Below are 24,290 nucleotides of genomic sequence, written 5' to 3' on the forward strand. Positions count from 1 at the left end.
GGCGAAACCCCTTCGAGGACAAAGTCCTCGCATCCCATGCGGCAACGCCCTCGCATCCTATGTGGCAACGCCGCATCAAAACTTGCCATAGGCCAAGGAGCTTGGCTGAGCTCCCCCGCAAGTCCCATGCGGCAACGCCGCATCAAAAGCCACGTCGTAGGCCAGGCGCTCGGCCGAGCGCCCCCGCAAGGCCGGGCCCCTAGATCTGAAACCGCTCCACCAACCGATGCAGGGTCCTGCCGGAATCGGCCAGCTCCTCACAGGTGTGACGGGTCGCATCGGCCCCCTGGCTCAGCTCACCCACGATATGCTGGATCGCCACCAGGTTGCGGTTGATCTCCTCGGTCACCGCGTGCTGCTGCTCGGCGGCGCTGGCGATCTGCAGGTTCATGTCGTTGATGGTGGTGATGGCCCCGCTCATCTCGTCGAGGTTGGTCACCAGGGCGCCGGTTTCGGCCAGGGTGCCGCTGTGGCGGGCCTGGCTCTCGCTCATCAGGGTGCCGGCGGTGGCCACTATCTGCTGCAACCGCTGCAACATGGTGCCTATCTCCACCGTGCTCTGCTGGGTGCGAAACGCAAGCTGGCGAACCTCGTCGGCCACCACCGCAAATCCGCGCCCCTGCTCTCCGGCTCGGGCCGCTTCGATGGCGGCATTGAGCGCCAGCAGGTTGGTCTGATCGGCGATCCCCGAGATGACCCCCACCACGTTCTGGATCTGATCCGTCTCCCGGGTCAGGGTGCCTATCTGATCGTGGATGGCGTTGAGATCGGTGATCAGGTTGTCGATGCCGTCCATGGCGCGGGTGATCACCACCCGGGTCTGACGCGAGAGGTGGTCGGCATTGCCGGTGGCGGCGGCCGCATCCCCGGCGTTGCCCGCCACGCTGTGGGCGGTGGAGCTCATCTCTGTCATGGCGGCCACCACCTGCTCCGTCTCCTTGTGGTGCGAGCTCATGCGCGAGAGGTAGTCGCCGGACTGGCGTTGCAGGGTCTCAACCGACTGATAGACCCGATCCGAGGCCGAGCTCACCTGCTCGACCAGCTGGTGGATCTTCTCGATAAAGCCGTTGAAGCTGCGGGCGAGATCGCCGAGCTCATCGCCCTGGTCGAGGCGCAGGCGACGGGTCAGGTCCCCCTCGCCGTGGGCGAGATCGTGAAAGTTCGCCACCAGGGTCTGGATCGGCCGGGTTATGGAGCGCGACACCCAGAGGCTGCCGACGATGGCGAACAGGGTGAGCAGCAGCGAGGTGAGCAGGGTATCGCGCAGCGTGATGGCGAGCGCGGCCTCCCCCTCTTCCCGGGCCTTGGCCACCGCATCGTCGATGTCATCGATATAGAAGCCGGTGCCGAGCACCCAGCCCCACTGGGGCAACATGACCGCATAGCCGAGCTTGGGTTGCGGGCTCCCCTTGGAGGGCTTGTCCCAGATAAATTGCGAGTAGCCGTCGCCGCTCTGGGCCGCCTTGATGATATCGAGCAGCACCCGATTGCCTTCGCTGTCGGTCAGGCCAGAGAGATCCTTGCCCTCCAGCTCCGGCTTGACGCCGTGGGCCAGGTTGATCCCCTTGGTATCATAGACATAGAAGTAGCCGTCTTCGGCGTAACGCAGGGTTCGCAGTATGGCCTTGGCCTGCTCACGCGCCTCCGGGGTGTCTTGGGCGAGCAGGGGGGCGATGGCGGTCTTGGCCATCAGCACGTGCTCGGCCAGCACCGCCTTCTTCTGGGCCAGGGCACTCTCGCGATAACGCTCGAGCTGGGCACTCAGATCCTGCTGCTCACGCCGCCAGAGTTCGATATTAAGCAGCAGCGCCATCAGCAGGATGGGGACTATGGCCAGCGTCAGGGTCTTTGCACGAATAGAGACACGATTCATTTCGCTATCACATCCTTGATTGAACATCTGATGGTTATCATACGAGACCATCTGAACCCTGACTGTTAACAAGCTCAAGCCTTTGACACAAGCGCGCCGACGGCCCCCCATTCGGTGGTGGCGCCGCCGGGCAGAACGAGAGTGGGGGGGGGCGCTCAGGGTGGTCACGAGAGCGCCGAGGGGAAGGGGTTTGCGCCCCAACAGGGTGCTTCGGCGGCCCTATCGCAGCGAGCCGGCGATCCGATAGGCCTCGAGCTCCAGAGGCGCGTTGTTGTAGCCGTAGATAAAGAGCTGCATCAGGTATTGCCGGGTCAGCGCCTCTCGGCCCAACCTCTCCCCCTGATGCACATGGACCAGCTCGTGCGCCAGCAGCTCGCGATCGTGGCGATAGGGGGTCTTTATCCAGATGCCGTAGCCATAGGTGTAGGCGCCCATGGCCGGCGAGCTGTAGCCATACCGCTTCGCCAGAGGCAGGAGCTGCGGATCCGTCGGCGAGGGCAGCGCATCCACGTAATAGACCCGCACCCGCTCCACCTCGCGGATCCCAAGCGATCTGGCCAACGCCTGCTGCTGGTCATCGAGCGCCACGCCGTTGGCCATGGCCGCAGCCTCGCTCTCTTCGACAAAGCGGTTGGCCGCAGGCAGCAGCAGGTCGAGCTGCTTGAGCAGCTCGGGGGGAGGATTGGCATAGATAGCATCACGGTTAATACACCCGGACAAGGCCATCAGGGCGATCGCCGCCAGCCAGACTCTCTTCATGACTCCACTCCTCTTGCTCACTCGCCCATGACACAAAGGCCTCTTGCGAGGCTCATGTAGAGTACCCGTTCGAGCCGCACTTGATACGCTTAAATAGCAAAAATGATTGGCTAATCAAACTATTGCGAATCGCTCGGTGACCGACGATCGCGCCAAGGCCGGGGCGCTCACCTGGCCTCACCCGCGCCGGCGCAGTAGCATAGGCCTCCCACCACAGAGGAGAAGAAGATGGAGTACCCAAGAGTCGGGGTCGGGGTGATCCTGGAGAGCCCGTCAGGATTGATCCTGATGGGGCGACGCAAGGGAGGCCACGCCCCCTATTGGTCGATCCCCGGCGGTCATCTGGAGTTCGGCGAGACCTTTGAGACGGCGGCAGCGCGCGAAATAGAAGAAGAGACCGGGTTTCGCATCGAGGCCCCCCGGGTGGTGGCGCTGACCAACAACCTGGAGACCTGGCGCGAGAGCGGCCTGCACTATGTGTCGGTGATCCTGCACGCCAGGGTGCAGGGTGAGCCCGAGCTGCGCGAGCCGGACAAGTGCGAGGGGTGGCACTGGTGCGATCCGCACGCCCTGCCCGAGCCCCTGTTCGACGCCTGCCGCCAGGGGGTGGCCGCCTGGCTGGCCGGGGCTCTCTATCTGCCTGATGCGTAACCTGATTGTCATCAATTTGTCATATGATGGCGCCACCAATCATAGGGGGTGCCATGCTGACCATCTTTATCCGTTTTCTCACCCTGGGCTGTCTCGGCTTCGGCGGACCGGCCGCCCATATCGGCCTGTTTCGCCAGACCTTCGTCGAACGCCTGGGCTGGCTGAGCCAGGGCGAGTTTGCCGAGCGACTGGCCCTGTGCCAGCTGCTGCCCGGCCCGGCCTCGAGTCAGCTCGGCTTTGCCATCGGCCATCACAGGGCCGGACTGCCGGGGGCCCTGGCCGCCTTTGTCGGCTTCACCCTCCCCTCGTTTGCGCTGATGACGGCCCTGGCCCTGCTCGGTGGCCACCTGCTGGATCGGGCCTGGTTTCCACTCTTGCTACAGGGGCTCAAACTGCTGGCCCTGGTGGTGGTGGCCGACGCCGTGCTCGCTATGGGACGCCAGTTCTGCACCACGGCCCTGCGTCAGGGGCTGATGGTGGGCAGTGCCGCCGCCCTCTGGCTGCTACCCCATCTGGCCACCCAGTTCGCCGTGCTGCTGCTGGCCGCCGCCATCGCCGCCTGGCGCAAGGAGCCGACTCAAGGGCGCGCCCCCCTGGCCCGGCCGGGCTGGGGCTGGCTGACCGCCTTCTTGCTGCTGCTGATCGCCCCTCCCCTGCTCGGCATGCAACTCTTCGCCGACTTCTATCTGGCCGGATCCCTGGTGTTTGGCGGCGGCCATGTGGTGCTGCCCCTGCTGCAACAGACGGTGGGCGCGAGCCTGGGGGAGAGCCAGTTCCTCGGCGGCTATGCCCTGGCCCAGTTGGTGCCCGGCCCCATGTTTACCCTGGCCAGCTATCTCGGCGCGTTAAGCCTGCCCGAGGCGCCGCTGCCGGGGGCCCTGCTCGCCACCCTGGGCGTCTTCCTGCCCGGCTTCTTGCTGCTGCTGGCCCTCGCCCCCCTGTGGCAGGCCCTGCTGGCCCGCCCCCGCTGGCAGGCGGCGGCGGCCGGTCTCAATGCCGCCGTGGTGGGGCTGCTGCTGGCAGCCCTCTACCAGCCGGTCTTCACCAGCGCGGTGCAGGGGCCGGCCCAGCTCGCCCTGGCCGCCATGGGGCTGTTTGCCCTGCGGGTGCTCAAGCTGCCGATCTTGCCGCTGGCGACCCTGATGGTGGGGCTGAACGCCCTGATTTAGCCTCCCAATCGGGAGGCGCTCGGCCAGGCTCCTGCTGGCATCTTGATGCGGCGCTGCCCCTTAGAGCGCGAGGGCGCGGCCCCCGAAGGGGGTCACCGCTTGGTCAAGCGCCGAACCTGCTGTGACGGCGATGTTGATGCGGCTAAGCCGCATAGGGGTTTCGCCCGCCCTGCGGGCTTTGGCGAGTGACTTTTCTTTGCGTGGCCAAAGAAAAGTCACCAAAAGAAAGGCCACCCCCAGCCAATCCGACCGCGATGCGGTTTCCCTCGGGTCAGTCACAAGGTCGGACGGACCGCCGAGCAAAAGCGGAGCTCGGCCAAGCTCCTTCGCCTGTGTCAGGCATCTTGATGCGGCTACGCCGCATAGGGGTTTCGCCCGCCCTGCGGGCTATGGCGAGTGACTTTTCTTTGCGTGGCCAAAGAAAAGTCACCAAAAGAAAGGCCAACCCCGCCGATTCGCTCTCCTTCGTCGAGTCCCTTCGACTCGCCGTCAGGTCCGACGGCACGCGCCGACGGGCCTTCCATGGCCCGCCGCCACTCGCTCGACATCCTTGTCTCGCGGCCTGGACCTGCCACCTCCTCTCAGCGAATCAGAGGGGAAACCAATACCGTGCCCGACTGCAACTGGGTTGGTAGGTTGCTGCTCTATTGGCCGCTACGCGGCGCTCAAAATGGGGGGTGTCCCAATATCTCTCGGCGGACTGAAGGGGAAGCCAATACCCTGCCCCTCTGATGCTTTGCACGGGTTGCAGTGTTCCAGCACGACCCAATCTCTATCAATTTATTGAGCTTGCTCAGGAAACCATCGTTTCCCTCTTCCCTCCCCCGTATCACTCGCTAACATAGCCGTTTGGCAACCGTCTCACCGGAGTCACCCATGGACCAAGCCAGTGCAACCTCGCCGGTAAAAAACAGCAGGCTGGAGGCTGAAATTCAGGGGCGGTAGCCATGCCGGATGGCATGGATAAGCAAGTGGAGCGCTCACTCAACATGGTGACGGCCTCATTTTAATTTCTGACCTGTTCACGCAGGCGTGCTTTGGCGACTGCGCACTGTTTTTCACATAGTAGTAACAGTGGCGCAAAAAGAGGACGTCAAGCGAATACGCTCGGACACCTGATGTAATCTGCAATGTTATGATTTCATAATAATTTTTACTTGGCGGCGATTGAAATGTTACGGAGTTAGATGGAATTCTCTGCTAACGGATTAGTACCGCCTTCCATCTAATCACTGTTAGGTGAGCTTGCATCAGTTTTGGCTCTTTATTATAAGGTTGATTGTATTTATGACAGAGCAAGAAAGTATTCAATATCTAAATGTCGGGGTTGAGTCTGCGCCCATTCAAACTCATTTGGGTATAATACAAAATGTCATTCAAAGGATGGCTGCAAATAGTTCTGCTTGCAAAGCTTGGTGTGTTACTTTGGTCTCGGCGATATTGGTGATAGTTGCGGATAAAGGGAAACCTGATTTCACTTATATTGCATTTCTTCCAACGGTAGTCTTTCTTGCATTGGATGCTTATTATCTATCTTTAGAAAAAGCATTTAGACAATCATATAATGACTTCATAAAAAAATTGCATGAAAGCAAGCTGACTCAAGAAGATTTGTATTCAGTGGTGCCTAAAGGCAATCTATCTAGTTTGCAAATTCAATCATTAAAATCCTTTTCTGTATGGGGATTTTATATATCCATTGTTGTATTGATTTATATAACAAAAATAATAGCTATAGGTTAAGGTATTTATTATGGTTCAATTTACAACATTTGATGACCTCAGACGGTTTAATACAAACCTCCGGTCTAACTCTCAGGCCATATTGAAAGCCTCTAGAACTAAAAGCAATAAAGATACATTCTTATCTCACTCATCAAAAGATGCAGAGTATTTGCCAGGGGTTATCGAGCTACTAGAAAATCATGGGGCTTCTGTTTATTGTGATTTAGGTGATGACAGAATGCCTGAAACACCTAACCCTGAAACAGCTTTGATAATAAAAAATCAGATTAAAGAAAGTCGAAAGCTAGTCGTATTTGTTACCACCAATAGCAAAGACTCCAAGTGGGTTCCTTGGGAGCTAGGTATTGGTGATGCGAGTTTATCAATGTCTAATGTTGCGTTATTGCCGGCTGCAACTACGAGTTACGAACAAACTTGGGCAAAGCAAGAGTATTTAGGTATTTATCGTCATATTGTGTGGGGACAGATGCAAGGTGACGCCAAATTTTCATGGTTAGTTTATAACTATCATGACAATACAGCGACAAGGTTACGTGATTGGCTTAGATAACCGCTCACCTAACAAACGCTTCAAGAGGGACAGCCAACGCGCGGCATTTCCATTATGCGTCGGCTTGTATGATTACGGTGTTATGCTGAAGCTTGGTAGTAGCGTTGTCTGCCCCTTAAGCGGGCGTTAGCACTCAAAGCCAGCCATTCTGGATGCCATATGAAAATCCTTAATAACGAAAATAATCTAGCCACTTTCCTTAAGGGTATTCGTGAGCGAGAAGTTATCATTGTCTCTGCTTTCGCTAGCGGTACAGAAAACATTGTTGACTTACTCCTAGATTGCGGAAATAGGTTGGAATTATTGGTTGGAACCATAAACTCATTTTCATCTCCAGACTTCTTTGAATATTGTAAAAACATTGAAAATGATAATTTTTCTCTTTCTGTTGATTTTAGATATCAAAACAGCGTTCATTGGAAGCTATATTTGATTAAGCCGGCAACGGTAATAATAGGAAGCGCCAATTTTACTAATACCGGATTGAGTCTGAAGAGAGATACGTGTGTCGTGATAGAGAATAAGGCTCTACTGGAAAACTATATGGAAGAATTGGCCACAATGAAATCGTCAAGCGATGTCGTTAGTTGCAATCAAAGGCGTTTTCATAACGATCTCCAAAAGTACAGAGAAAACCATCGCCGCATACAGGCTGGACGAGCTAGATCTGTACAGGCGAGCAATGGAGATGAGTGGCTTTCCGAAGAAGAAAATCAGCTAATACCTGTTTTTATTTGGGATTCTAGGCATACCAAAGCCACTATTGAGGAAGCACATGAGCTATTGAAAGAGGACTCAGATGAAGGGTCAGCCTCCATGTTACGGGATTTCTTTACTTACGCCTGCAATGAGTCAAATCTCCCATATAGCCAAGGTGATCTTGTGCTTTGTATGAATAGTAATGGGTCATACGCAGATTTCTATTCGTTCGATAGAATCCTCTATGAAGATGGACTTAACTATATTTATTCATATAAGCAAAAACGTTATACGCGTCCATTCCGATTAAGCAACGAAATCAAGAGAGAGATTAAAAATAGAGTTAACGATTGGTTTAAACGAGAGGTTACAGAGCTTGGTAGAACCGAAATCCAAGATTTGATAAAAAGTGCTAACAAAGCATTGCAGCGGACAAGCCGCTGAATGCGGCGTTAGCCTAGGCGTTTATCCGCTATGAAAAACTGGATAGCCAATACAAAACTCAATGCTCTACTAGACGATGATTCTCATAATTTGGATTACGTGCAAGTCAGACGAGTCTTAATAGAGTACTGCGAAAAGCATCAAGAAACTTATCCTTTTGAAATTTTAGACAAACCGCTTGCGTATTTAGGCCAGCACAAAAAATCAGAAACCAACCATGAGATGGCCCACGCAGAACTAAGCATTGCCGCCGCAGAATATTGCTTCAGTCTTAATGAAATTGCCGAAACTCTTCTTGAATTAATCGATGCAGAGCATCTTACTTTGGAGCAGGTAAAAAACATCATTAACCATATTTTCGAAGCATATTCTTGCAATGAAAGCCCTGAGGAGTTCATCGAAAGAGAAGTTGCGTATTTATGCGAAAAGCTACCCTTCATCATCACCGGCTAACAACTGGTTCAAATTGCTCGCTTCGCTCACTGGGACGGGCTAAAGCCCGCCCCTTAACCAAACGTTATAGGAGGGAAGGATGATTCCTACGAATGTTGAATCAACGCAAGAAAGAAAAAGGATAGTAATAGCTAAGGAAACGTCAGTCGAGGCGTACAAAGCGTATACTTGGGGGGATTACTATCCCAAGCGTTGGAAGTCACTAATGAAAAATGAGAGCAGCAATGCAGGTTTCAACTTCTACGCATTTTTGCTTACGTATAAATGGTTCTTTTTCAGGAAAATGCCTGTATTTGGTGTTGTTCTTATGTTGTTAGAAATTGCTGCGACAGTTGGCGGCAATTTAGCAGTGAGCCACTTTAGAGTTAGTCATGAATATGCTTTAATCATTGTAGCAGGAAGCCTTGTAATATTAATGCTTTTTAGCGGTTTGGTTGCAAATCGAGTTTATTTCAATCAAGCAAGAAAGGTTATAGAAAGCTACATCTCTTCAAGAGTTCCGGATGAATACTTTGGAGAGGCCTTGCGGTCTGATGGTGGCACTAGTTTAGGTAACTTTCTGCTCTCCGTCTTTGTTAGTGGTGTAGTTTACTCAATGCTGAACGCTGGCTAGTTATCCTATAACAATCGCATTAAACATCGCCCCCTGTGGGGGCTGGACTCGCAAAACTCGCTCGCCGTTTATGCGGGACGTTAAGCGTACAGTAGCCGAATAATGGAATTAGCATGAAAATAAAATCGATAGATATCGAAGGCATTGGTGGAATCAAAAATCTACACATCGATTTTGATGATCATATGAACTTTATTTGTGGTCCCAATGGTATAGGAAAGACTACAATTCTAGAATGCGTTGCTCATTCGTTTTCAGCGAACAATACGAATATTCTTAAGAGAAACGTCTCAAGTGATCAAGGAACATTCAAATCGATTATCGAAACAGAAAACGGTGATCAACAATCAAATGTTCAAATCGCTGACTTTGACCCAGATAAACACTCTAGCATTAGAGGTTTGCACCAGTACTCGGAAAAACTACTTTCTCTAAAAGTCACTAGAACATTTCAATATCAACCCCTTCAAGCAGTTGCGAAGGACACAAATAAAAATATAAACACGTCTTTTGAAGAGGCTAAATACGGCGTTAACATTAGCGAAGTCAAGAATTGGTTTGTTAACCGGTACTTATACTCAGCACATGAAGGAGCGTTGACTGAAGAACAGTTGCACAACCTAGAAATAGCCAAAAAGGCCTTTTCATTACTAAGCGAAGGGTTTAGCTTTAAAAAAGTACTCGCTTCATCTAATGAAATAATGATCGATTCTCCAAGCGGCGAAATCTATTACGAGTATTTATCATCTGGGTTTAAATCTTGCCTTTCGATTATTTTCGGAATTATTAAAGACATTGAACTTCGCTTTAAATCTCCTTGCATCAAAGCTGATGAGTTCGATGGAATTATACTAATAGATGAGCTTGAGCTTCATTTGCACCCCGAGTGGCAGTCAAAAATAGCTGGGATATTGGTTGATGTTTTTCCACAAATTAAGTTCATTACGTCAACACATAGCCCTCATATTTTGCAGAATGCGAAGCCTAATGAAATTATTGCTTTAGCTGCGAATGAAGATGGTGTTTATAGAAGGCAGTTGAGTGGAGGTTCATATGGCTTCCAAGGCTGGACCGTAGAAGAAGTTCTCATTGATGTAATGGGTATGGAGGATACAAGAACCGATACGTATAAAGACAAGCTTTCCGAATTCGAGAGGGCTATAACAGAAGAAAACTATTCTGCAGCTGAAGCAGCCTATCAGGAGCTAGACAAATTGCTTCATTCTGAAAATTATCTTAGGAAGCTCCTTAAGCTTGAATTGATTTCCATCAGGGAGGTTGGCGAGTGATTAAGTTGCAAAGAGCCCCCGCCCCCCCATACCTAAGTGCAGAAAAAGTCGCTGAATTAACCGCTGAGTTCAAAAGTAGCGGAAAGTCTGTGTGGAACCAGCACCATATCAAAGAGCCTCTACTCGCTTCTAGTTTTGGCAAGTGTGCATATTGTGAATGTCCACTTGAAACGGAAAGCAATTATATGGAGGTTGAGCATTTCGAAGATAAAAAAAACAATCCAGAAAAAGTCGTGGATTGGGAAAACCTATTGCCATCGTGCAAAAAGTGTAACGGTTCTAAGGGGGCTCATGATGTGGTGGCTGACCCAATTGTGAACCCCTATCGAGATGACCCAAAAGAACACTTGGCTCTTCGTCTATACAGATTGAGGGGTATTTCAGAAATTGGAGTATGTACAATTCAGGTAACAAACCTTAATCATTCAGATCGTTTGGTATTTAGTCGCTATAAAATCGGAGAAAAAATCAGCGAGCTTATTGAAACGGCATTTGATCGGTGGCAAGTATATCAAGAGGCCGGTGATACAAGATCAAAGAACAGACTTCTGGGTGTGGTTGAAGGTTTGTTAAAGGAGTGCGTACCACAGGCAAGTTATGCAGCATCAACAGCTACAATGTTATTGACGGATAGTAGTTTTCTAGAGCTAATTGATGAAATGAAAGCAGCTTCAGTGTGGTCGGAAGATTTAGAAAACCTGCTGCAGAATGCTTTGCCTATTGTGCTTGATTGCGCTTAACAAGCGCATGTTGTCGGACTGGTTTTCCGCTGCGCTCCAAACCAGCCGCAAATGCGGGCGTTAGGTTTATTGAGAGTATTATGTACCTACTTGACAGAACAAAGCTGAAGCTTGGAGATATCATTCTCACTCGTTCTAATGAAAAGAACAGTTCGCTAATTTGTAAAATTACTAAATCAGATTTTTCACATGTAATTCTATATGTCGGTGAATCGAGCTATATTCATTCTGATCCCTATGGTGTCCATTCTGGTAATATCCAACGGTTACCAGTAAAATCGGGACACCCACCATTTTGAGCGCCGCGTAGCGAGCCCACTTAGCCACTGCCGGGCACGGTATTGTTGACCCCCTGCAAGCCGCCGAGGTGAGTGGAGCGGGTCAGTAGCGCCGTCAGGGATGACGGCGCAGCCGCAGGCGGCACATGAACGTGCCGTGTGCGGCGGTACGTCCGACCCGCTCAACGAGCCGAGGGCATCCGCGCAGCGGACGGCTTGCCGGGGGAGAAGACCTTTGGTGACTTTGGGTCTTTCCAAAGTCACTCGCCACAGCCCGCAGGGCGGGCGAAACCCCTTCGAGGACAAAGTCCTCGCATCCTATGCGGCGCAGCCGCATCAAGTACTTGCCATAGGCCAGGAACTTGGCTGAGCGCCCCCTGAATGGTGGGCCTTCGAGGACAAAGTCCTCGCGTCCTATGCGGCGCAGCCGCATCAAGGTACTTGCCATAGGCCCTGGAGCTTGGCTGAGCGCCCTCGGAAGGGCGGGCGAAACCCCGCATAGCGGCAATCCCCCAGGGATTAGCAATTAGGACACCACCATTTTGAGCGCCGCGTAGCGAGCCCACTTAGCCACTGCCGGGCACGGTGTTGTTGACCCCCTGCAAGCCGCCGAGGTGAGTGGAGCGGGTCAGTAGCGCCGTCATGGACGACGGCGCAGCCGCAGGCGGCACATGAACGTGCCGTGTGCGGCGGTACGTCCGACCAGCTCAACGAGCCGAGGGCATCCGCGCAGCGGACGGCTTGCCGGGGGAGAAGACCTTTGGTGACTTTGGGTCTTTCCAAAGTCACTCGCCACAGCCCGCAGGGCGGGCGAAACCCCGCATAGCGGCAATCCCGCAGGGATTGTGACGCTTGCCATAGGCCAAGGAGCTTGGCTGAGCGCCCTCGGAAGGGCGGACGAAACCCCGCATAGCGGCAATCCCGCAGGGATTGTGATGCTTGCCATAGGCCAGGAGCTTGACTGAGCTCCTCCAGGATGGCGGGCGAAACCCCGTCGAGGACAAAGTCCTCGCTGCCCCCCCTCGTTGCCCGTCACGGGTCAACGCACATCCCCCCAAACCAGACATAAAAAAACCGGAACCCAAGGGTTCCGGTTTTCGTCACGCCAGTCGGGCTGGCAGAACGAGGCGATTAGGCCTGGTTCTTCACTTCTTTCAGACCGCGGAACGGAGCCTTCTCACCCAGCGCTTCCTCGATACGGATCAGCTGGTTGTACTTGGCAACACGGTCAGAACGGCTCATGGAGCCGGTCTTGATCTGGCCAGCGGCGGTACCAACGGCCAGGTCGGCGATGGTCGCGTCTTCGGTCTCACCGGAGCGGTGGGAGATGACGGCGGTGTAGCCGGCGTCTTTGGCCATCTTGATGGCAGCCAGAGTCTCGGTCAGGGAACCGATCTGGTTGAACTTGATCAGGATGGAGTTGGCGATGCCGTTGTCGATACCGCGCTTGAGGATCTTGGTGTTGGTTACGAACAGGTCGTCACCCACGATCTGGATCTTCTTGCCCAGCTTCTGGGTCTGGTAGGCGAAGCCTTCCCAGTCAGATTCGTCCAGGCCGTCTTCGATGGAGACGATCGGGAACTTGGCAGTCAGCTCTTCCAGGAAGTCGGAGAAACCGTTGGAGGAGAAGATACGACCTTCGCCCTTCAGGTTGTACTCTTTCTTCTCGGCGTCGTAGAACTCGGAAGCGGCGCAGTCCATGGCCAGGGTGATGTCGGTGCCCAGCTTGTAACCGGCAGCGGCAACGGCCTCGGCGATCACTTCCAGCGCTTCGGCGTTGGACTTCAGGTTCGGTGCGAAACCACCTTCGTCACCCACGGCGGTGTTGTAGCCCTTGGACTTCAGTACCTTGGCCAGGTTGTGGAACACTTCGGCGCCCATGCGGACGGCTTCTTTCAGGGTCTTGGCGCCAACCGGCTGGATCATGAACTCCTGGATGTCGACGTTGTTGTCGGCGTGCTCACCACCATTGATGATGTTCATCATGGGCAGCGGCATGGAGTAGACACCGGCGGTGCCGTTCAGCTCGGCGATGTGAGCGTACAGGGGCATGCCCTTGGCAGCGGCGGCAGCCTTGGCGTTAGCCAGGGAAACAGCCAGGATGGCGTTGGCGCCGAACTTGGACTTGTTCTCGGTACCGTCCAGATCGATCATGATCTGGTCAACGGTGGCCTGGTCCTTGGCGTCTTTGCCCAGCAGAGCTTGAGCGATCGGGCCGTTAACGGCTTCCAGCGCCTTCAGCACACCCTTGCCCAGGAAACGGCTCTTGTCGCCGTCACGCAGTTCCAGGGCTTCGCGGGAGCCGGTGGAGGCGCCGGACGGAGCGGCAGCCATACCCACAAAACCACCTTCCAGATGAACTTCGGCCTCAACGGTCGGGTTACCACGGGAGTCGATGATTTCACGACCGATCACTTTAACGATCTTGGACATGTTTCTTTCCTCAGGTTTCGTAAAAAAACAACAGAAATTATTAAGGAAAAGCGGCTGAGGCACAATGCCCCAACCGCTCCCGATTACTTCAAATTACGCTTCTGGTACTCACCCGCCGCCTTGACAAAGCCGGCAAACAGGGCGTGGCCATCACGGGGAGTCGAGGTGAACTCCGGGTGGAACTGGGCGGCCACAAACCAGGGGTGATCCGGGATCTCGATGATTTCCACCAGCTTCTTGTCGGCGGAGAGACCGGTCACCTTCAGACCCGCAGCCTCGATCTTCGGCAGCAGGGTGTTGTTCACTTCATAGCGGTGGCGATGGCGCTCATAGATGGTAGCAGAGCCGTACAGCTCGCGGACCTTGGAGCCGTCGATCAGGTGGCAGAGCTGGGAGCCCAGACGCATGGTGCCGCCGAGATCAGACTTCTCGGTACGGGTCTCGACCTTGCCCTCTTCGTCGACCCACTCGGTGATGAGACCGACCACGGGGAACGGGCTGTCTTTCTTGAACTCGGAGGAGTGAGCCCCTTCCATGCCCGCCACGTTACGGGCGTACTCGATCAGGGCGACCTGCATGCCGAGGCAGATGCCCAGATAGGGGATCTTCTGCTCACGGGCATACTTGGCGGCCAGGATCTTGCCTTCCACGCCGCGCTCGCCGAAGCCGCCCGGCACCAGGATGGCGTCCAGACCTTCCAGCATCTCGATGCCGCGGGTCTCGATGTCCTGAGAGTCGATGTACTTGATGTGTACGGAGAGACGGTTCTTCAGGCCGCCGTGCTTGAGCGCCTCGTTGACGGACTTGTAGGCGTCCGGCAGGGAGACGTACTTGCCCACCATGCCGATGGTCACTTCGGCGGTCGGGTTGGCCTCTTCATAGATCACCTGCTCCCACTCGGAGAGGTCGGCGTCCTTGCACTCGATGCCGAAGCGCTCGGTGATGTAGCCGTCGAGGCCCTGGGATTTGAGCAGTGCCGGGATCTTGTAGATGGAGTCGACGTCCTTCATGGAGATGACGGCGCGCTCGGGAACGTTACAGAACAGGGCGATCTTGGCACGCTCGTTGGCCGGAATGGCGCGGTCGGAGCGGCAGATCAGCACATCCGGCTGGATACCGATGGAGAGCAGCTCTTTGACGGAGTGCTGGGTCGGCTTGGTCTTCACTTCACCGGCGGCGGCCAGGTAAGGCACCAGGGTCAGGTGCATGAACATGGCGTTGTTGCGGCCCACTTCGGCGGCCAGCTGGCGGATTGCCTCGAGGAACGGCAGGGATTCGATATCGCCCACGGTACCGCCGATCTCGACGATGGCGACCTGGTGGCCTTCGCCGCCGGCGATGACACGTTCCTTGATGGCGTTGGTGATGTGCGGGATCACCTGGATGGTGGCACCCAGGTAGTCACCACGGCGCTCTTTGCGCAGCACGTCGGCATAGATACGGCCGGTGGTGAAGTTGTTGCGGCGAGTCATCTTGGTGCGGATGAAGCGCTCGTAGTGGCCCAGGTCCAGATCGGTCTCAGCCCCGTCCTCGGTGACGAACACTTCACCGTGCTGAGTCGGGCTCATGGTGCCCGGGTCCACGTTGATATACGGGTCCAGTTTCATGATGGTCACATCCAGACCACGGGCTTCCAGAATGGCTGCCAGAGAAGCTGCGGCAATGCCTTTGCCGAGGGATGAAACAACGCCACCAGTAACAAAAATATATTTGGTCGTCATGCTGAACCTGAAAGAAAGTTTAGGGAATGTTTAAAGGTGCTTCGGGGAGATGAAGCAGGACGGGGAAACAGTATACCAAACCCCCCACTCCCAAACAATGTGCAAAAATCTAACAGCCCGAGCGACGGGCTGTCTTGCGCCAAATCAACTTTCGTAAATTTCCTTCACCTGGTTCCAGGCGGCATCGAGTTTTTCCAGGGTGCAATCCTTCACCGCCAGCCCCTCTTGCTCGATCAGATCCTCTACCTTGCGAAAGCGCCGCTCAAACTTGGCATTGGCGCCGCGCAGCACCTGCTCGGGGTCATGGCCCAGATGGCGCACCAGATTGACGGTGGCAAACAGCAGATCGCCGAGCTCGTCGGCCACCCGATCCGGGTTCACGTCGGCCATCAGGGCCTCTTCCATCACCTCGTCGATCTCCTCGTGCACCTTGTCCACCACCGGGCCCAGGGTCTTCCAGTCGAAGCCGACGCTGGCGCAGCGCTTCTGGATCTTGGCAGCCCGGGTCAGGGCCGGCAGCGAGAGGGGGATGTCGTCGAGCACGCTCGGTTTATCCTTCTGCGCCCGCTCTTTGGCCTTCTCGGCCTCCCAGTTGGCCTTGACCGCCAGCTCGTCGCCGAGATGGGCATCGGAGAAGACGTGGGGGTGACGGCGAATCAGCTTCTCGCACACCGTATCGACGATGGCATCGAAGTCAAACAGCGCCTGCTCCTTGCCCATCTGGGCGTAGAAGATCACCTGGAACAGCAGATCCCCGAGCTCCCCTTGCAGCCCCTGCCAATCCTGGGTCTCGATGGCATCGGCCACCTCGTAGGCCTCCTCCAGGGTGTAGGGAACTATGGTGGCGAAGCTCTGCTGCCGATCCCAGGGGCAACCCTGCTCGGGGTCGCGCAGGCGGGCCATGATGGCGAGCAGGTCGGCAAGTTGGTAAGGCGGTTTCATGGGCTCCTCGACGGCTATCCGATAGAGAGTGACCGGCGCTTGGCCGGTCACTGGGGTTAGAGGCGTTTGACGCTGATCATATCCGGTAGCTGGCTTAGCTTGGCCAGGGCCCGGTTGAAGGCATCGATGTTGTAGATCTCCAGCTCCATGTCGATCTGGGCGGTCTGCAACTTGACGTTGGAGCGCGAGCGCACCCCCATCACGTTGATCTTCTCGTTGGCCAGCACAGTGGTGATGTCGCGCAGCAGGCCGGAGCGATCGTTGGACTCGATGCGGATGGTGAGCCCGTAGCCGCCCGAGTAGTTCTCACCCCAGATGGCGTCGATGATCCGCTCCGGGTTGCGCCGCGACAACTCTTTGAGCTGCTCGCAATCCTCCCGGTGGATGGAGACGCCGCGTCCCTGGGTGATGAAGCCGACTATGCTGTCCCCCGGTATGGGCTGGCAGCAGCGGGCGATATGGGTCATCAGGTTGCCGACCCCTTCCACCACTATGTGGTCACGCGCCTTGGGGCGGAACGGGGTGTTGGCCTTCTGCTCGAGCTTCTCGAGCAGGCGCCGCTCCTCCTCCTCGACACTCGGCTTGTTGTAGCGGGTATCGAGGTAGTTGAGCAGCTGGTTGATGCGCACGTCACCGCTGCCCACCCCCGCCAGCAGATCGTCGAGCTCCTCGGCGTTGAAGCGCTCCAGGGTCAGCTTGTCGATCTTGGAGAGGGTGAGATTGTGGCGGTCGAGCTCCTTGTCGAGCAGCTCGCGGCCGGCGGCGATGTTCTTGTCGCGATCCAGCTTTCTAAACCAGGTGGCCACCTTGGCGCGGGCCCGGCTCGACCGCAAGAAGCCGGCGTTGGGGTTCATCCAGTCGCGGCTCGGGTTGGGCTCTTTCTGGGTGATCACCTCCACCTGATCGCCGGTCTGCAGGGCATAGGTGAAGGGCACGATACGCCCGTCAATCTTGGCGCCGATGCAGCGGTGGCCGATCATGCTGTGGACGTGGTAGGCAAAGTCGAGCGGCGTGGCTCCGGCCGGCAAGTCGATGACATCCCCCTTGGGGGTGAAGACGTAGACCCTGTCCTCGAACACCTGGCTGCGCAGATCCTCGAGCAGGGATCCGCTCTCGGACATGTCCTCCTGCCAGGCGAGCAGCTTGCGCAGCCACTCGATTTTGTCTTCGAAGTTGTTGGCCTTACCGCCCGCCTGCGCCCCTTCCTTGTAGCGCCAGTGGGCGGCGACCCCGAGTTCGGCATCCTGGTGCATCTGATCGGTGCGGATCTGGATCTCCACCGTCTTGCCCTCGGGCCCCACCACCACGGTGTGGATGGACTGATAGCCGTTGGGTTTGGGGTTGGCCACGTAGTCGTCGAACTCGCGCGGTATGTGGTGGAAATGGGTATGGACGATGCCGAGCGCCGCATAGCAGTCTTGCAGACGGTGGGTCACCACCCGCACCGCGCGCACGTCGAACAGCTCGGTGAACTCCAGGTGTTTCTTTTGCATCTTGCGCCAGATGCTGTAGATGTGTTTCGGGCGGCCGTAGACCTCGGCCTCGATCCCCGCCTCTTTCAGTGCGGCGCGCAGATTGGTCACAAACTCGCGAATATAGCGCTCCCGATCGAGACGCTTCTCGTCGAGCTGCTTGGCGATCTGCTTGTAGGTCTCCGGATGCAGGTAGCGGAAGGCGAGATCCTCGAGCTCCCACTTGAGCTGACCGATGCCGAGGCGGTTGGCGAGCGGCGCATAGATGTTGGAGATTTCCTGGGCCATCAGCACCCGGGTCTCCTCGTCCGCCTTCTTCGCCTCACGCAGGCAGGCGATGCGCTCGGCCAGCTTGATGACCACGGCGCGCACGTCCTCGACCATGGCGAGCAGCATGCGGCGCACGTTGTCCACCTGCTCCGGCGAGGTCTCGGTGCGCTGGGCGGTCTGCAGGGAGCGGATCGCCTCCATCTCCAGCACCCCTTCCACCAGGCGGGCAATCTTGGCGCCAAACTCCTCATCGAGCTTGTGGCGCTCCAGCAGCCCCGCCTCGGCGAAGGGATAGAGGATGGCCGCCTTGAGGGTGGCGATGTCCATGCTGAGCATCAGCAGGATGCCCACCATCTCGACGCCACGCACCAGCAGGCGTGCGGCTACCGCCTCATCGGCGAGGCCCAGACAGTATTGATAGAGGGTTCGCAACTGATCACGCTCGTTCTCCTTCAGAGAGAGGGAGGAGAGCCACTCTTCCAGAGTGAAGTTCTCTTTGAGGTGTATATCGCGAACCGAAACCATCTTTTGCATCCTTCTTTAGGGGGTCAGCGTGACCCCTCTCTAACGACACTCCCCTCTCTGGGGGCGCGACGGCCCTGATTCAAGACTTGCCTGACGGCATCAGGGCCTACCCGACTATTCCCTGACAAACAGGGCGATCGACTCCAGATGGCCGGTATGGGGGAACATGTCCAGCATGCCGAGGCGCTCGAGACGATAGCCGGCCTGGGTCAACACCTTGCTATCCCGAGCCAGGGAGACGGGATTACAGGAGACATAGACAACGCGACGGGGCGCAAGTTTCGCCACGTGTGGCATTACCTCGAGGGCGCCGGGGCGCGCCGGGTCGAGCAGCACCAGATCGAAGCCCTCCCGGGCCCAGGGCAGATCCGTGATATCCGCCGCCAGATCCGCCTTGAAGATTCGCACATTGTCGATGCCGTTGCGCGCCGCGTTGTGCTGGGCCCGCTCCACCATGGCCATCTCCCCCTCGACCCCCACGACCTCGCGGGCCTGGGCCGCAAGCGGCAGGGTAAAGTTACCGACTCCACAGAAGAGATCCAGCACCTTGTCGCCCGGTTGCACCGCGAGCCACTCGATGGCCCGCGCCACCATGGCGTCGTTGATGGTGCGGTTGACCTGGATAAAGTCCCCCGGCGCGAAGGTCAGGGAGAGCTCACCCAGGCGATAGCCCGGGGTCATGGTCTGACGCAGGGGCTCGCAGCGGTCGCTGCCGTCTTGCAAATAGAGATCCAGCTTGTGCTGCCCGGCGAACGCCACCAGCAGGACCCGATCCTGCTCATTGGGCTTGCCGGTGTGGCGCAGCAGCATCAGCAGGCCATCGTCGGCCTGGAGCAGCTCCACATGGCCGAGATCCCGCTGATTCTTGAGGCGACTGAGCAGATCGCGCAGGGGCGCGATGAGATCCGAGAGCGTCGCCTCGAGCACGGGACAGGCGGCAATCTCGACCAGCTCGCTCGACTGGCGACGGCGAAAGCCCAGCTGCACGCGGCGACTGGCCTTGTCAAACTTGATGGCCAGCCGGCAGACCCGGCGATAGGCGCGATCCGGCCCCGTCATCACGGGCTCGAGCTCGGGGGTCGCTATGCCCCCCAGGCGACTGAAGAGGGAGCGCAGCCCCTGCTGCTTGGCCTCGTGCTGGTGCGCCAGCGTCATGTGCTGGGTGCTGCAACCGCCGCACTCGCGATAGTGGGGGCAGAAGGGATCGATGCGCTCGGGAGCCGGGGTGATCAGCTTTTGCAGCTGCCCGTGGGCGTACTGCTTCTTCTGCTCGGTCAGGCGGACCTTGACCCGCTCGCCGGGCAGGGCACCCTCGACAAACACGGCTTTGCCCTCATGACGGCCCACACCCACACAGTGGTGGTCGAGCGTATCTATAATGCATTCAATGTGTTGGGGTTGCTTGTGGGTCTTCTTGGGGGTGAAAAACTGGGCCATAAAACTTGGTGCCTATAGGTGGCTATGTCATCATGTGGGAACCTACAGCCGGGCATTGTCCCACAAGTACCATTGTATGACCAAATACGGCCTGAGAGCCCGCGTTCTGGCATTCACCATCCTGCCTACCCTGCTGATCGGGGGCATGATGGCCGGTTATTTCTCCTTCCACCGCTACCAGCAGCTGGAAAATAACCTCATCAATCAGGGCATCAACATCATAGAGCCCCTGGCCATCGCCAGTGAGTACGGCATGACCCAGCACAGCCGCGAATCCCTCAAGCGACTGATCGGCTTGACCCATCGCAAGAACTCGCCGCTCATCAAGTCCATCGCTGTCTTCACTCAGGACCACCAGCTGTTCGTCACCTCCAACTACCACAGGGACTTCGCCCTGATGCGTCTGCCCAAGGGAGAGACGATCCCGCAACTGGCCAGCGTGGAGCGGCACGGAGATGACATCATACTGCGCGCCCCCATCCAGGCCGAGACCAGCCTGGATGGCTTCCCCCTGCCGAGCGAGAGCGAGCCCCCGGTCATCGGCTACATCGCCATGCAGATCACCACCGACGGCGCCTTGGTGCTGCAATACCGCGACACCTTCTTCGCCATCATGATGCTCATCTGCGGCCTGGCGGTCAGCGTGTTGTTTGGCTTCCGACTGGTCAAGAGCGTGACCCAGCCCATCACCGAGATGGTGCAAGCGGTGCACCGGATCCGGGAGGGGCGCCTCGATACCCGGGTCAGTGGCCAGCTCACCGGCGAGCTGGAGATGCTGAAAAACGGTATCAACGCCATGGCCAAGGCGCTCTCGGAATACCACGAGGAGATGCAGCAAAACATCGACCAGGCCACTTCTGATCTTCGCGAGACCCTCGAGCAGATCGAGATCCAGAACGTCGAACTCGACATGGCCAAGAAGCGCGCCCAGGAGGCGGCACGGGTCAAGTCCGAGTTCCTCGCCAACATGTCTCACGAGCTGCGCACCCCGCTCAACGGCGTCATCGGCTTCACCCGCCAGCTGCTCAAGACCAGCCTGACCCCGAGCCAGACCGACTACATGCAGACCATAGAGAAGTCGGCGCGCAACCTGCTTGGCATCATCAACGACATCCTCGACTTCTCGAAACTCGAGGCCGGCAAGCTGCAGCTCGAACACATCCCCTTCAGCCTGCGCGACACCGTCGCCGAGGTGATGCACCTGCTCGGCCCCAGCGCCCACGACAAGGGGCTCGAGCTCTCCTTGCTGGTCGCCCCCGAGGTGCCGGATCACCTCACCGGTGACCCGCTGCGCCTGCAGCAGGTGATCACCAACCTCACCGGCAACGCCATCAAGTTCACCGAGCACGGCAACGTGGACGTGCGCATCGAGCCCCAGCCCCATGCCCACAACGGCGTGGTGCGCCTGCAGGTGCGGATCCGCGATACAGGCATCGGCATCTCCCCCGAGCAGCAGCGCCAACTGTTCCAGGCCTTCAATCAGGCCGACTCCTCCATCTCGCGCCGCTACGGCGGCACCGGCTTGGGTCTGGTCATCACCCAGAAGCTGGTGCAGCAGATGGGGGGGCAGATCCAGATCGAATCGCGCCAGGGAGAGGGCTCGACCTTCTCCTTCAGCATGGATCTCGAGGTCTCGCCGCTGCCCTTCGACGACAGCCTGCCCCTGGAGAGCCTGCGCCAGCAGCGTATCTGGCTGCTCGAGCCGGACCCCTGCGCCCTCGCCGCCCTCAGCGCCCAGCTCGCGACCTGGGGTGTCCAGAGCCGTCCCCTGCTGGGTGACGAGACGATTCCGCCCCAGGAGCTGGTCATCATCGGCAGCGGCAGCCAGCTTCCCCCCGAGCAGGTGCTGCTGCGCCTCGATCAGCTGGCCGGCTCGCATCCGGTGATCGTGCTGCTGAGCAGCCACGACCCCGCGCTTTACGAGCTGATGCAGGAGCACGGCGCCCTGCACTGCCTCTCCAAGCCGGTGCATCACCGCAAGCTGCTGCACGCACTGCTGAGCGGCGAATCCATCGACACCGGCACGCCCCTGCTGCTGCAACCGCCCAGGCGCCGGCACGAGATCCGGGTGCTGGCGGTGGACGACAACCCGGCCAACCTCAAGCTCATCGCCGCCATGCTCGAGGAGATGGTGCAGGAGGTAGTGGTGTGCCATAACGGCAAGGAGGCGGTGAAGCTGGCCCAGGAGCAGCCCTTCGACATCATCTTCATGGATATCCAAATGCCGATCATGGACGGGATCAGCGCCACTCAGGAGATCCGTCGTCAGTCGCGCAACCTCGACACCCCCATAGTCGCGGTCACGGCCCACGCCATCGCCGGCGAGCGCGAACGCCTGATCCGTCAGGGGATGGACGACTATCTGGCCAAACCCATCGACGAGGAGGTGCTGGAGCAGCTCATCACCACCTTCTCGAGCCAGCGCCACCCGCGTACCCAGAGCCACCTCATCGACTGGTCGCTGGCTCTGCGCCAGGCCGCCGGCAAGGAGCCGCTGGCCCGCGAGATGCTGGCCATGCTGCTCACCAGCTTCGACGAGACGGCCCCCGTGCTGGATCAGGCGCTGGAGGAAGCGGTCGATGCCGACGAGCTGATGCGCCGGTTGCACAAGCTGCACGGAGGCAGCGCCTACTGCGGCGTGCCGGCCCTGCAACGGCTGCTGGCCCAGCTCGAGCAACAACTGCGCGACGGGGTGGGCGTCGACGAGCTGGAGCCCGAGCTGCTGGAGCTGCAAGATGCGATGGAGCAGGTGCGCCAGGAGGCGCCCCGCTATCTGGCCTGACCGGGAGCCCTGTTTTTCTGACTCAGGCCCCGGCAGATGGTAAAGTTGCACCCTATTCACAGGAGTCGACCTTGACCAACAACGATATTTTGCGCCGCCTGCGCTATGCCCTCAGCCTTGGCAACGACCAGATGGTCGAGATGTTTGCCAAGGGCAACCTCGCCATCGACCATACCCAGCTGCACGGCTGGCTGATGAAAGAGGCCGAAGAGGGTGAAGAGCAAGATGCGGGCTTCTCCCCCTGCCCCGATGCGGCACTGAGCCAGTTCCTCGACGGCTTCATCGCCGTGCGCCGCGGGGTAAGAGAGGATGCGCCCCCCCAGGAGATCCCCAACCGGATCAACAACAACCTGATCCTGCGCAAGCTGAGGATCGGCCTCAACTTCAAGGAAGAAGATATGCTGGGCACCCTCAAGCTGGCCGACTTCAAGCTCTCCAAGTCGGAGCTGAGCGCCCTGTTCCGTTCCCGCGACCACAAGCACTATCAGGACTGCGGGGATCAGATCCTGCGCAACTTCCTCATCGGCCTCACCGCCAAGTACCGCGGCTAACCCATGAGCCCCCCTCGTCACTCACTGGCAGCCCGTCTGTGGGCAGTATGTGGGTGGCGATGGGAGGCAAGCACGCCTCGCTTTGGCTGTGTCTGGTGCCTCATCTGGGTGCTGGCCGCCTGCCAACCCGCCCCCTATCGGCTCGACACTCGCCACGCGAGTGCCAACCAGGATGAGCGGATCCAGTTCATCATCCTGCACTACACCGACGAGGGCGACGAACTCTCCCTGCGGCTGCTCACCGAGCCGGCCCATCAGGTGAGCGCCCACTACCTGATCCCGCGCGATACCAATCAGCATCCCTTGCCTGTCTACCAGCAGGTGCCCGACAGCCAGCGCGCCTGGCACGCGGGCAAGAGCCGCTGGCAGAGTCAGGCCGGTCTCAATGCCGCCTCCCTCGGCATCGAGATAGTCAACCTCGGCTACCCGCCCGAGCAGGCACAGCTCCCGCTTCAGGCACGCCGGTGGCAACCCTTCGAAGAGGCGCAGATCGGCGCCCTGGCGACGTTGCTGCAAGAGAAGGTGAGACGTTATGGCATAGGGCCGACCCGGCTGCTGGGGCACAGCGACGTGGCGCCGGAGCGCAAGGTCGATCCCGGCCCCCGCTTCCCCTGGCAACGGCTGCATGAGGAGTTCGGGCTCGGCGCCTGGCCCGACGAGCAGCGGGTCACCGAGCGACTCAAGGAGCCCTTCCCGAGCGACGCCCTCCCCTGGCAAACGGCGCTGGCGCGCTACGGTTACGGGGTACCCCGGAGCGGCGAGTGGGACGAGGCGACCCGGCTCGTGCTGCGCGCCTTCCAGCTCCATTTTCGTCCGGCCCGGCCTGATGGGGAGCCTGATGCGGAGAGCTGGGCCCGCCTGAACGCGCTGCTCGAGCGTTACGCGCCGTAACG

The 24,290-nt window shown here is 57.8% G+C and carries 19 protein-coding genes; 12 read left to right on the forward strand and 7 right to left on the reverse strand.

Features of this window, described 5'->3' with window-relative positions:
* Positions 1-199 precede the first annotated feature (199 nt).
* Entirely contained in the window at positions 200-1,873 is a 1,674-nt protein-coding gene (locus BN1121_RS02510) for a methyl-accepting chemotaxis protein (RefSeq protein ID WP_005346387.1), read from the reverse strand.
* A 219-nt stretch (positions 1,874-2,092) separates the two neighbouring features.
* Positions 2,093-2,632, reverse strand: a complete 540-nt coding sequence (locus BN1121_RS02515) for a DUF4157 domain-containing protein (RefSeq protein ID WP_005346389.1) — start codon at positions 2,630-2,632, stop codon at positions 2,093-2,095.
* Between the two features lie 228 nt (positions 2,633-2,860).
* Here BN1121_RS02515 and BN1121_RS02520 point away from each other — a divergent pair, with 228 nt between their 5' ends.
* The 9 genes from BN1121_RS02520 to BN1121_RS19175 all read left to right on the forward strand — a co-directional run bounded on the left by BN1121_RS02520 (position 2,861) and on the right by BN1121_RS19175 (position 10,986).
* Positions 2,861-3,283 (forward strand): nucleotide triphosphate diphosphatase NUDT15, encoded by a 423-nt coding sequence (locus tag BN1121_RS02520; RefSeq protein WP_043156993.1) that lies wholly within the window; start codon positions 2,861-2,863, stop codon positions 3,281-3,283.
* Between the two features lie 53 nt (positions 3,284-3,336).
* Positions 3,337-4,452: a chromate efflux transporter gene (gene chrA / locus BN1121_RS02525; protein WP_005346394.1), complete on the forward strand. Its 1,116-nt coding sequence runs from the start codon at positions 3,337-3,339 to the stop codon at positions 4,450-4,452.
* A gap of 1,287 nt (positions 4,453-5,739) precedes the next feature.
* Positions 5,740-6,195, forward strand: coding sequence for a hypothetical protein (locus BN1121_RS19155; protein ID WP_081606386.1), 456 nt, complete (start codon positions 5,740-5,742; stop codon positions 6,193-6,195).
* 10 nt (positions 6,196-6,205) lie between these two features.
* Complete coding sequence (locus BN1121_RS19160) at positions 6,206-6,748, forward strand: toll/interleukin-1 receptor domain-containing protein (protein ID WP_005346396.1); 543 nt, start codon at positions 6,206-6,208, stop codon at positions 6,746-6,748.
* A 108-nt stretch (positions 6,749-6,856) separates the two neighbouring features.
* The gene (locus tag BN1121_RS19165) at positions 6,857-7,891 is read left to right on the forward strand and encodes a phospholipase D family protein (protein WP_326929266.1); all 1,035 of its coding nucleotides are present in this window, start codon (positions 6,857-6,859) and stop codon (positions 7,889-7,891) included.
* A 30-nt stretch (positions 7,892-7,921) separates the two neighbouring features.
* Positions 7,922-8,344 carry a hypothetical protein gene (locus tag BN1121_RS19665; RefSeq protein ID WP_005346398.1) on the forward strand — a complete coding sequence of 141 codons (423 nt, stop codon included), beginning with the start codon at positions 7,922-7,924 and terminating at the stop codon, positions 8,342-8,344.
* Between the two features lie 79 nt (positions 8,345-8,423).
* The gene (locus tag BN1121_RS19170; RefSeq protein ID WP_005346405.1) at positions 8,424-8,957 is read left to right on the forward strand and encodes a DUF2628 domain-containing protein; all 534 of its coding nucleotides are present in this window, start codon (positions 8,424-8,426) and stop codon (positions 8,955-8,957) included.
* Positions 8,958-9,070: 113 nt separating this feature from the next.
* A complete protein-coding gene (locus BN1121_RS02540; protein WP_043156996.1) occupies positions 9,071-10,246 on the forward strand; it encodes an AAA family ATPase in 1,176 nt (391 codons plus the stop codon).
* Positions 10,243-10,986, forward strand: a complete 744-nt coding sequence (locus BN1121_RS19175) for an HNH endonuclease (protein WP_005346414.1) — start codon at positions 10,243-10,245, stop codon at positions 10,984-10,986. The genes BN1121_RS02540 and BN1121_RS19175 overlap by 4 nt, the downstream gene beginning before the upstream one ends.
* Before the next feature lie 1,409 nt (positions 10,987-12,395).
* On the opposite strand, the gene eno is transcribed toward BN1121_RS19175, so the two are convergent.
* The 5 genes from eno to rlmD all read right to left on the reverse strand — a co-directional run bounded on the left by eno (position 12,396) and on the right by rlmD (position 20,064).
* Positions 12,396-13,697: a phosphopyruvate hydratase gene (gene eno, locus BN1121_RS02545; RefSeq protein ID WP_005346417.1), complete on the reverse strand. Its 1,302-nt coding sequence runs from the start codon at positions 13,695-13,697 to the stop codon at positions 12,396-12,398.
* An 83-nt stretch (positions 13,698-13,780) separates the two neighbouring features.
* Entirely contained in the window at positions 13,781-15,418 is a 1,638-nt protein-coding gene (gene pyrG, locus BN1121_RS02550) for a CTP synthase (RefSeq protein WP_005346419.1), read from the reverse strand.
* A gap of 144 nt (positions 15,419-15,562) precedes the next feature.
* Positions 15,563-16,360, reverse strand: a complete 798-nt coding sequence (gene mazG, locus BN1121_RS02555) for a nucleoside triphosphate pyrophosphohydrolase (RefSeq protein ID WP_005346421.1) — start codon at positions 16,358-16,360, stop codon at positions 15,563-15,565.
* A gap of 56 nt (positions 16,361-16,416) precedes the next feature.
* Entirely contained in the window at positions 16,417-18,627 is a 2,211-nt protein-coding gene (relA, locus tag BN1121_RS02560; RefSeq protein ID WP_005346424.1) for a GTP diphosphokinase, read from the reverse strand.
* Positions 18,628-18,741: 114 nt separating this feature from the next.
* Positions 18,742-20,064 (reverse strand): 23S rRNA (uracil(1939)-C(5))-methyltransferase RlmD, encoded by a 1,323-nt coding sequence (rlmD, locus tag BN1121_RS02565; RefSeq protein WP_005346426.1) that lies wholly within the window; start codon positions 20,062-20,064, stop codon positions 18,742-18,744.
* Positions 20,065-20,140: 76 nt separating this feature from the next.
* Between rlmD and barA the strand changes: the two genes are divergently transcribed.
* The 3 genes from barA (at position 20,141) to BN1121_RS02580 (ending at position 24,288) form a co-directional block, all read left to right on the forward strand.
* A complete protein-coding gene (barA, locus tag BN1121_RS02570) occupies positions 20,141-22,846 on the forward strand; it encodes a two-component sensor histidine kinase BarA (protein WP_005346445.1) in 2,706 nt (901 codons plus the stop codon).
* A gap of 71 nt (positions 22,847-22,917) precedes the next feature.
* Positions 22,918-23,397: a YehS family protein gene (locus BN1121_RS02575; RefSeq protein WP_005346448.1), complete on the forward strand. Its 480-nt coding sequence runs from the start codon at positions 22,918-22,920 to the stop codon at positions 23,395-23,397.
* Positions 23,398-23,400: 3 nt separating this feature from the next.
* On the forward strand, positions 23,401-24,288 hold the full coding sequence (locus tag BN1121_RS02580) for an N-acetylmuramoyl-L-alanine amidase (RefSeq protein ID WP_043156998.1): 888 nt from the start codon (positions 23,401-23,403) through the stop codon (positions 24,286-24,288).
* Positions 24,289-24,290 lie beyond the last annotated feature (2 nt).

Source organism: Aeromonas diversa CDC 2478-85 (genome assembly GCF_000819805.1).
In the GTDB taxonomy this organism is placed as follows: domain Bacteria; phylum Pseudomonadota; class Gammaproteobacteria; order Enterobacterales; family Aeromonadaceae; genus Aeromonas; species Aeromonas diversa.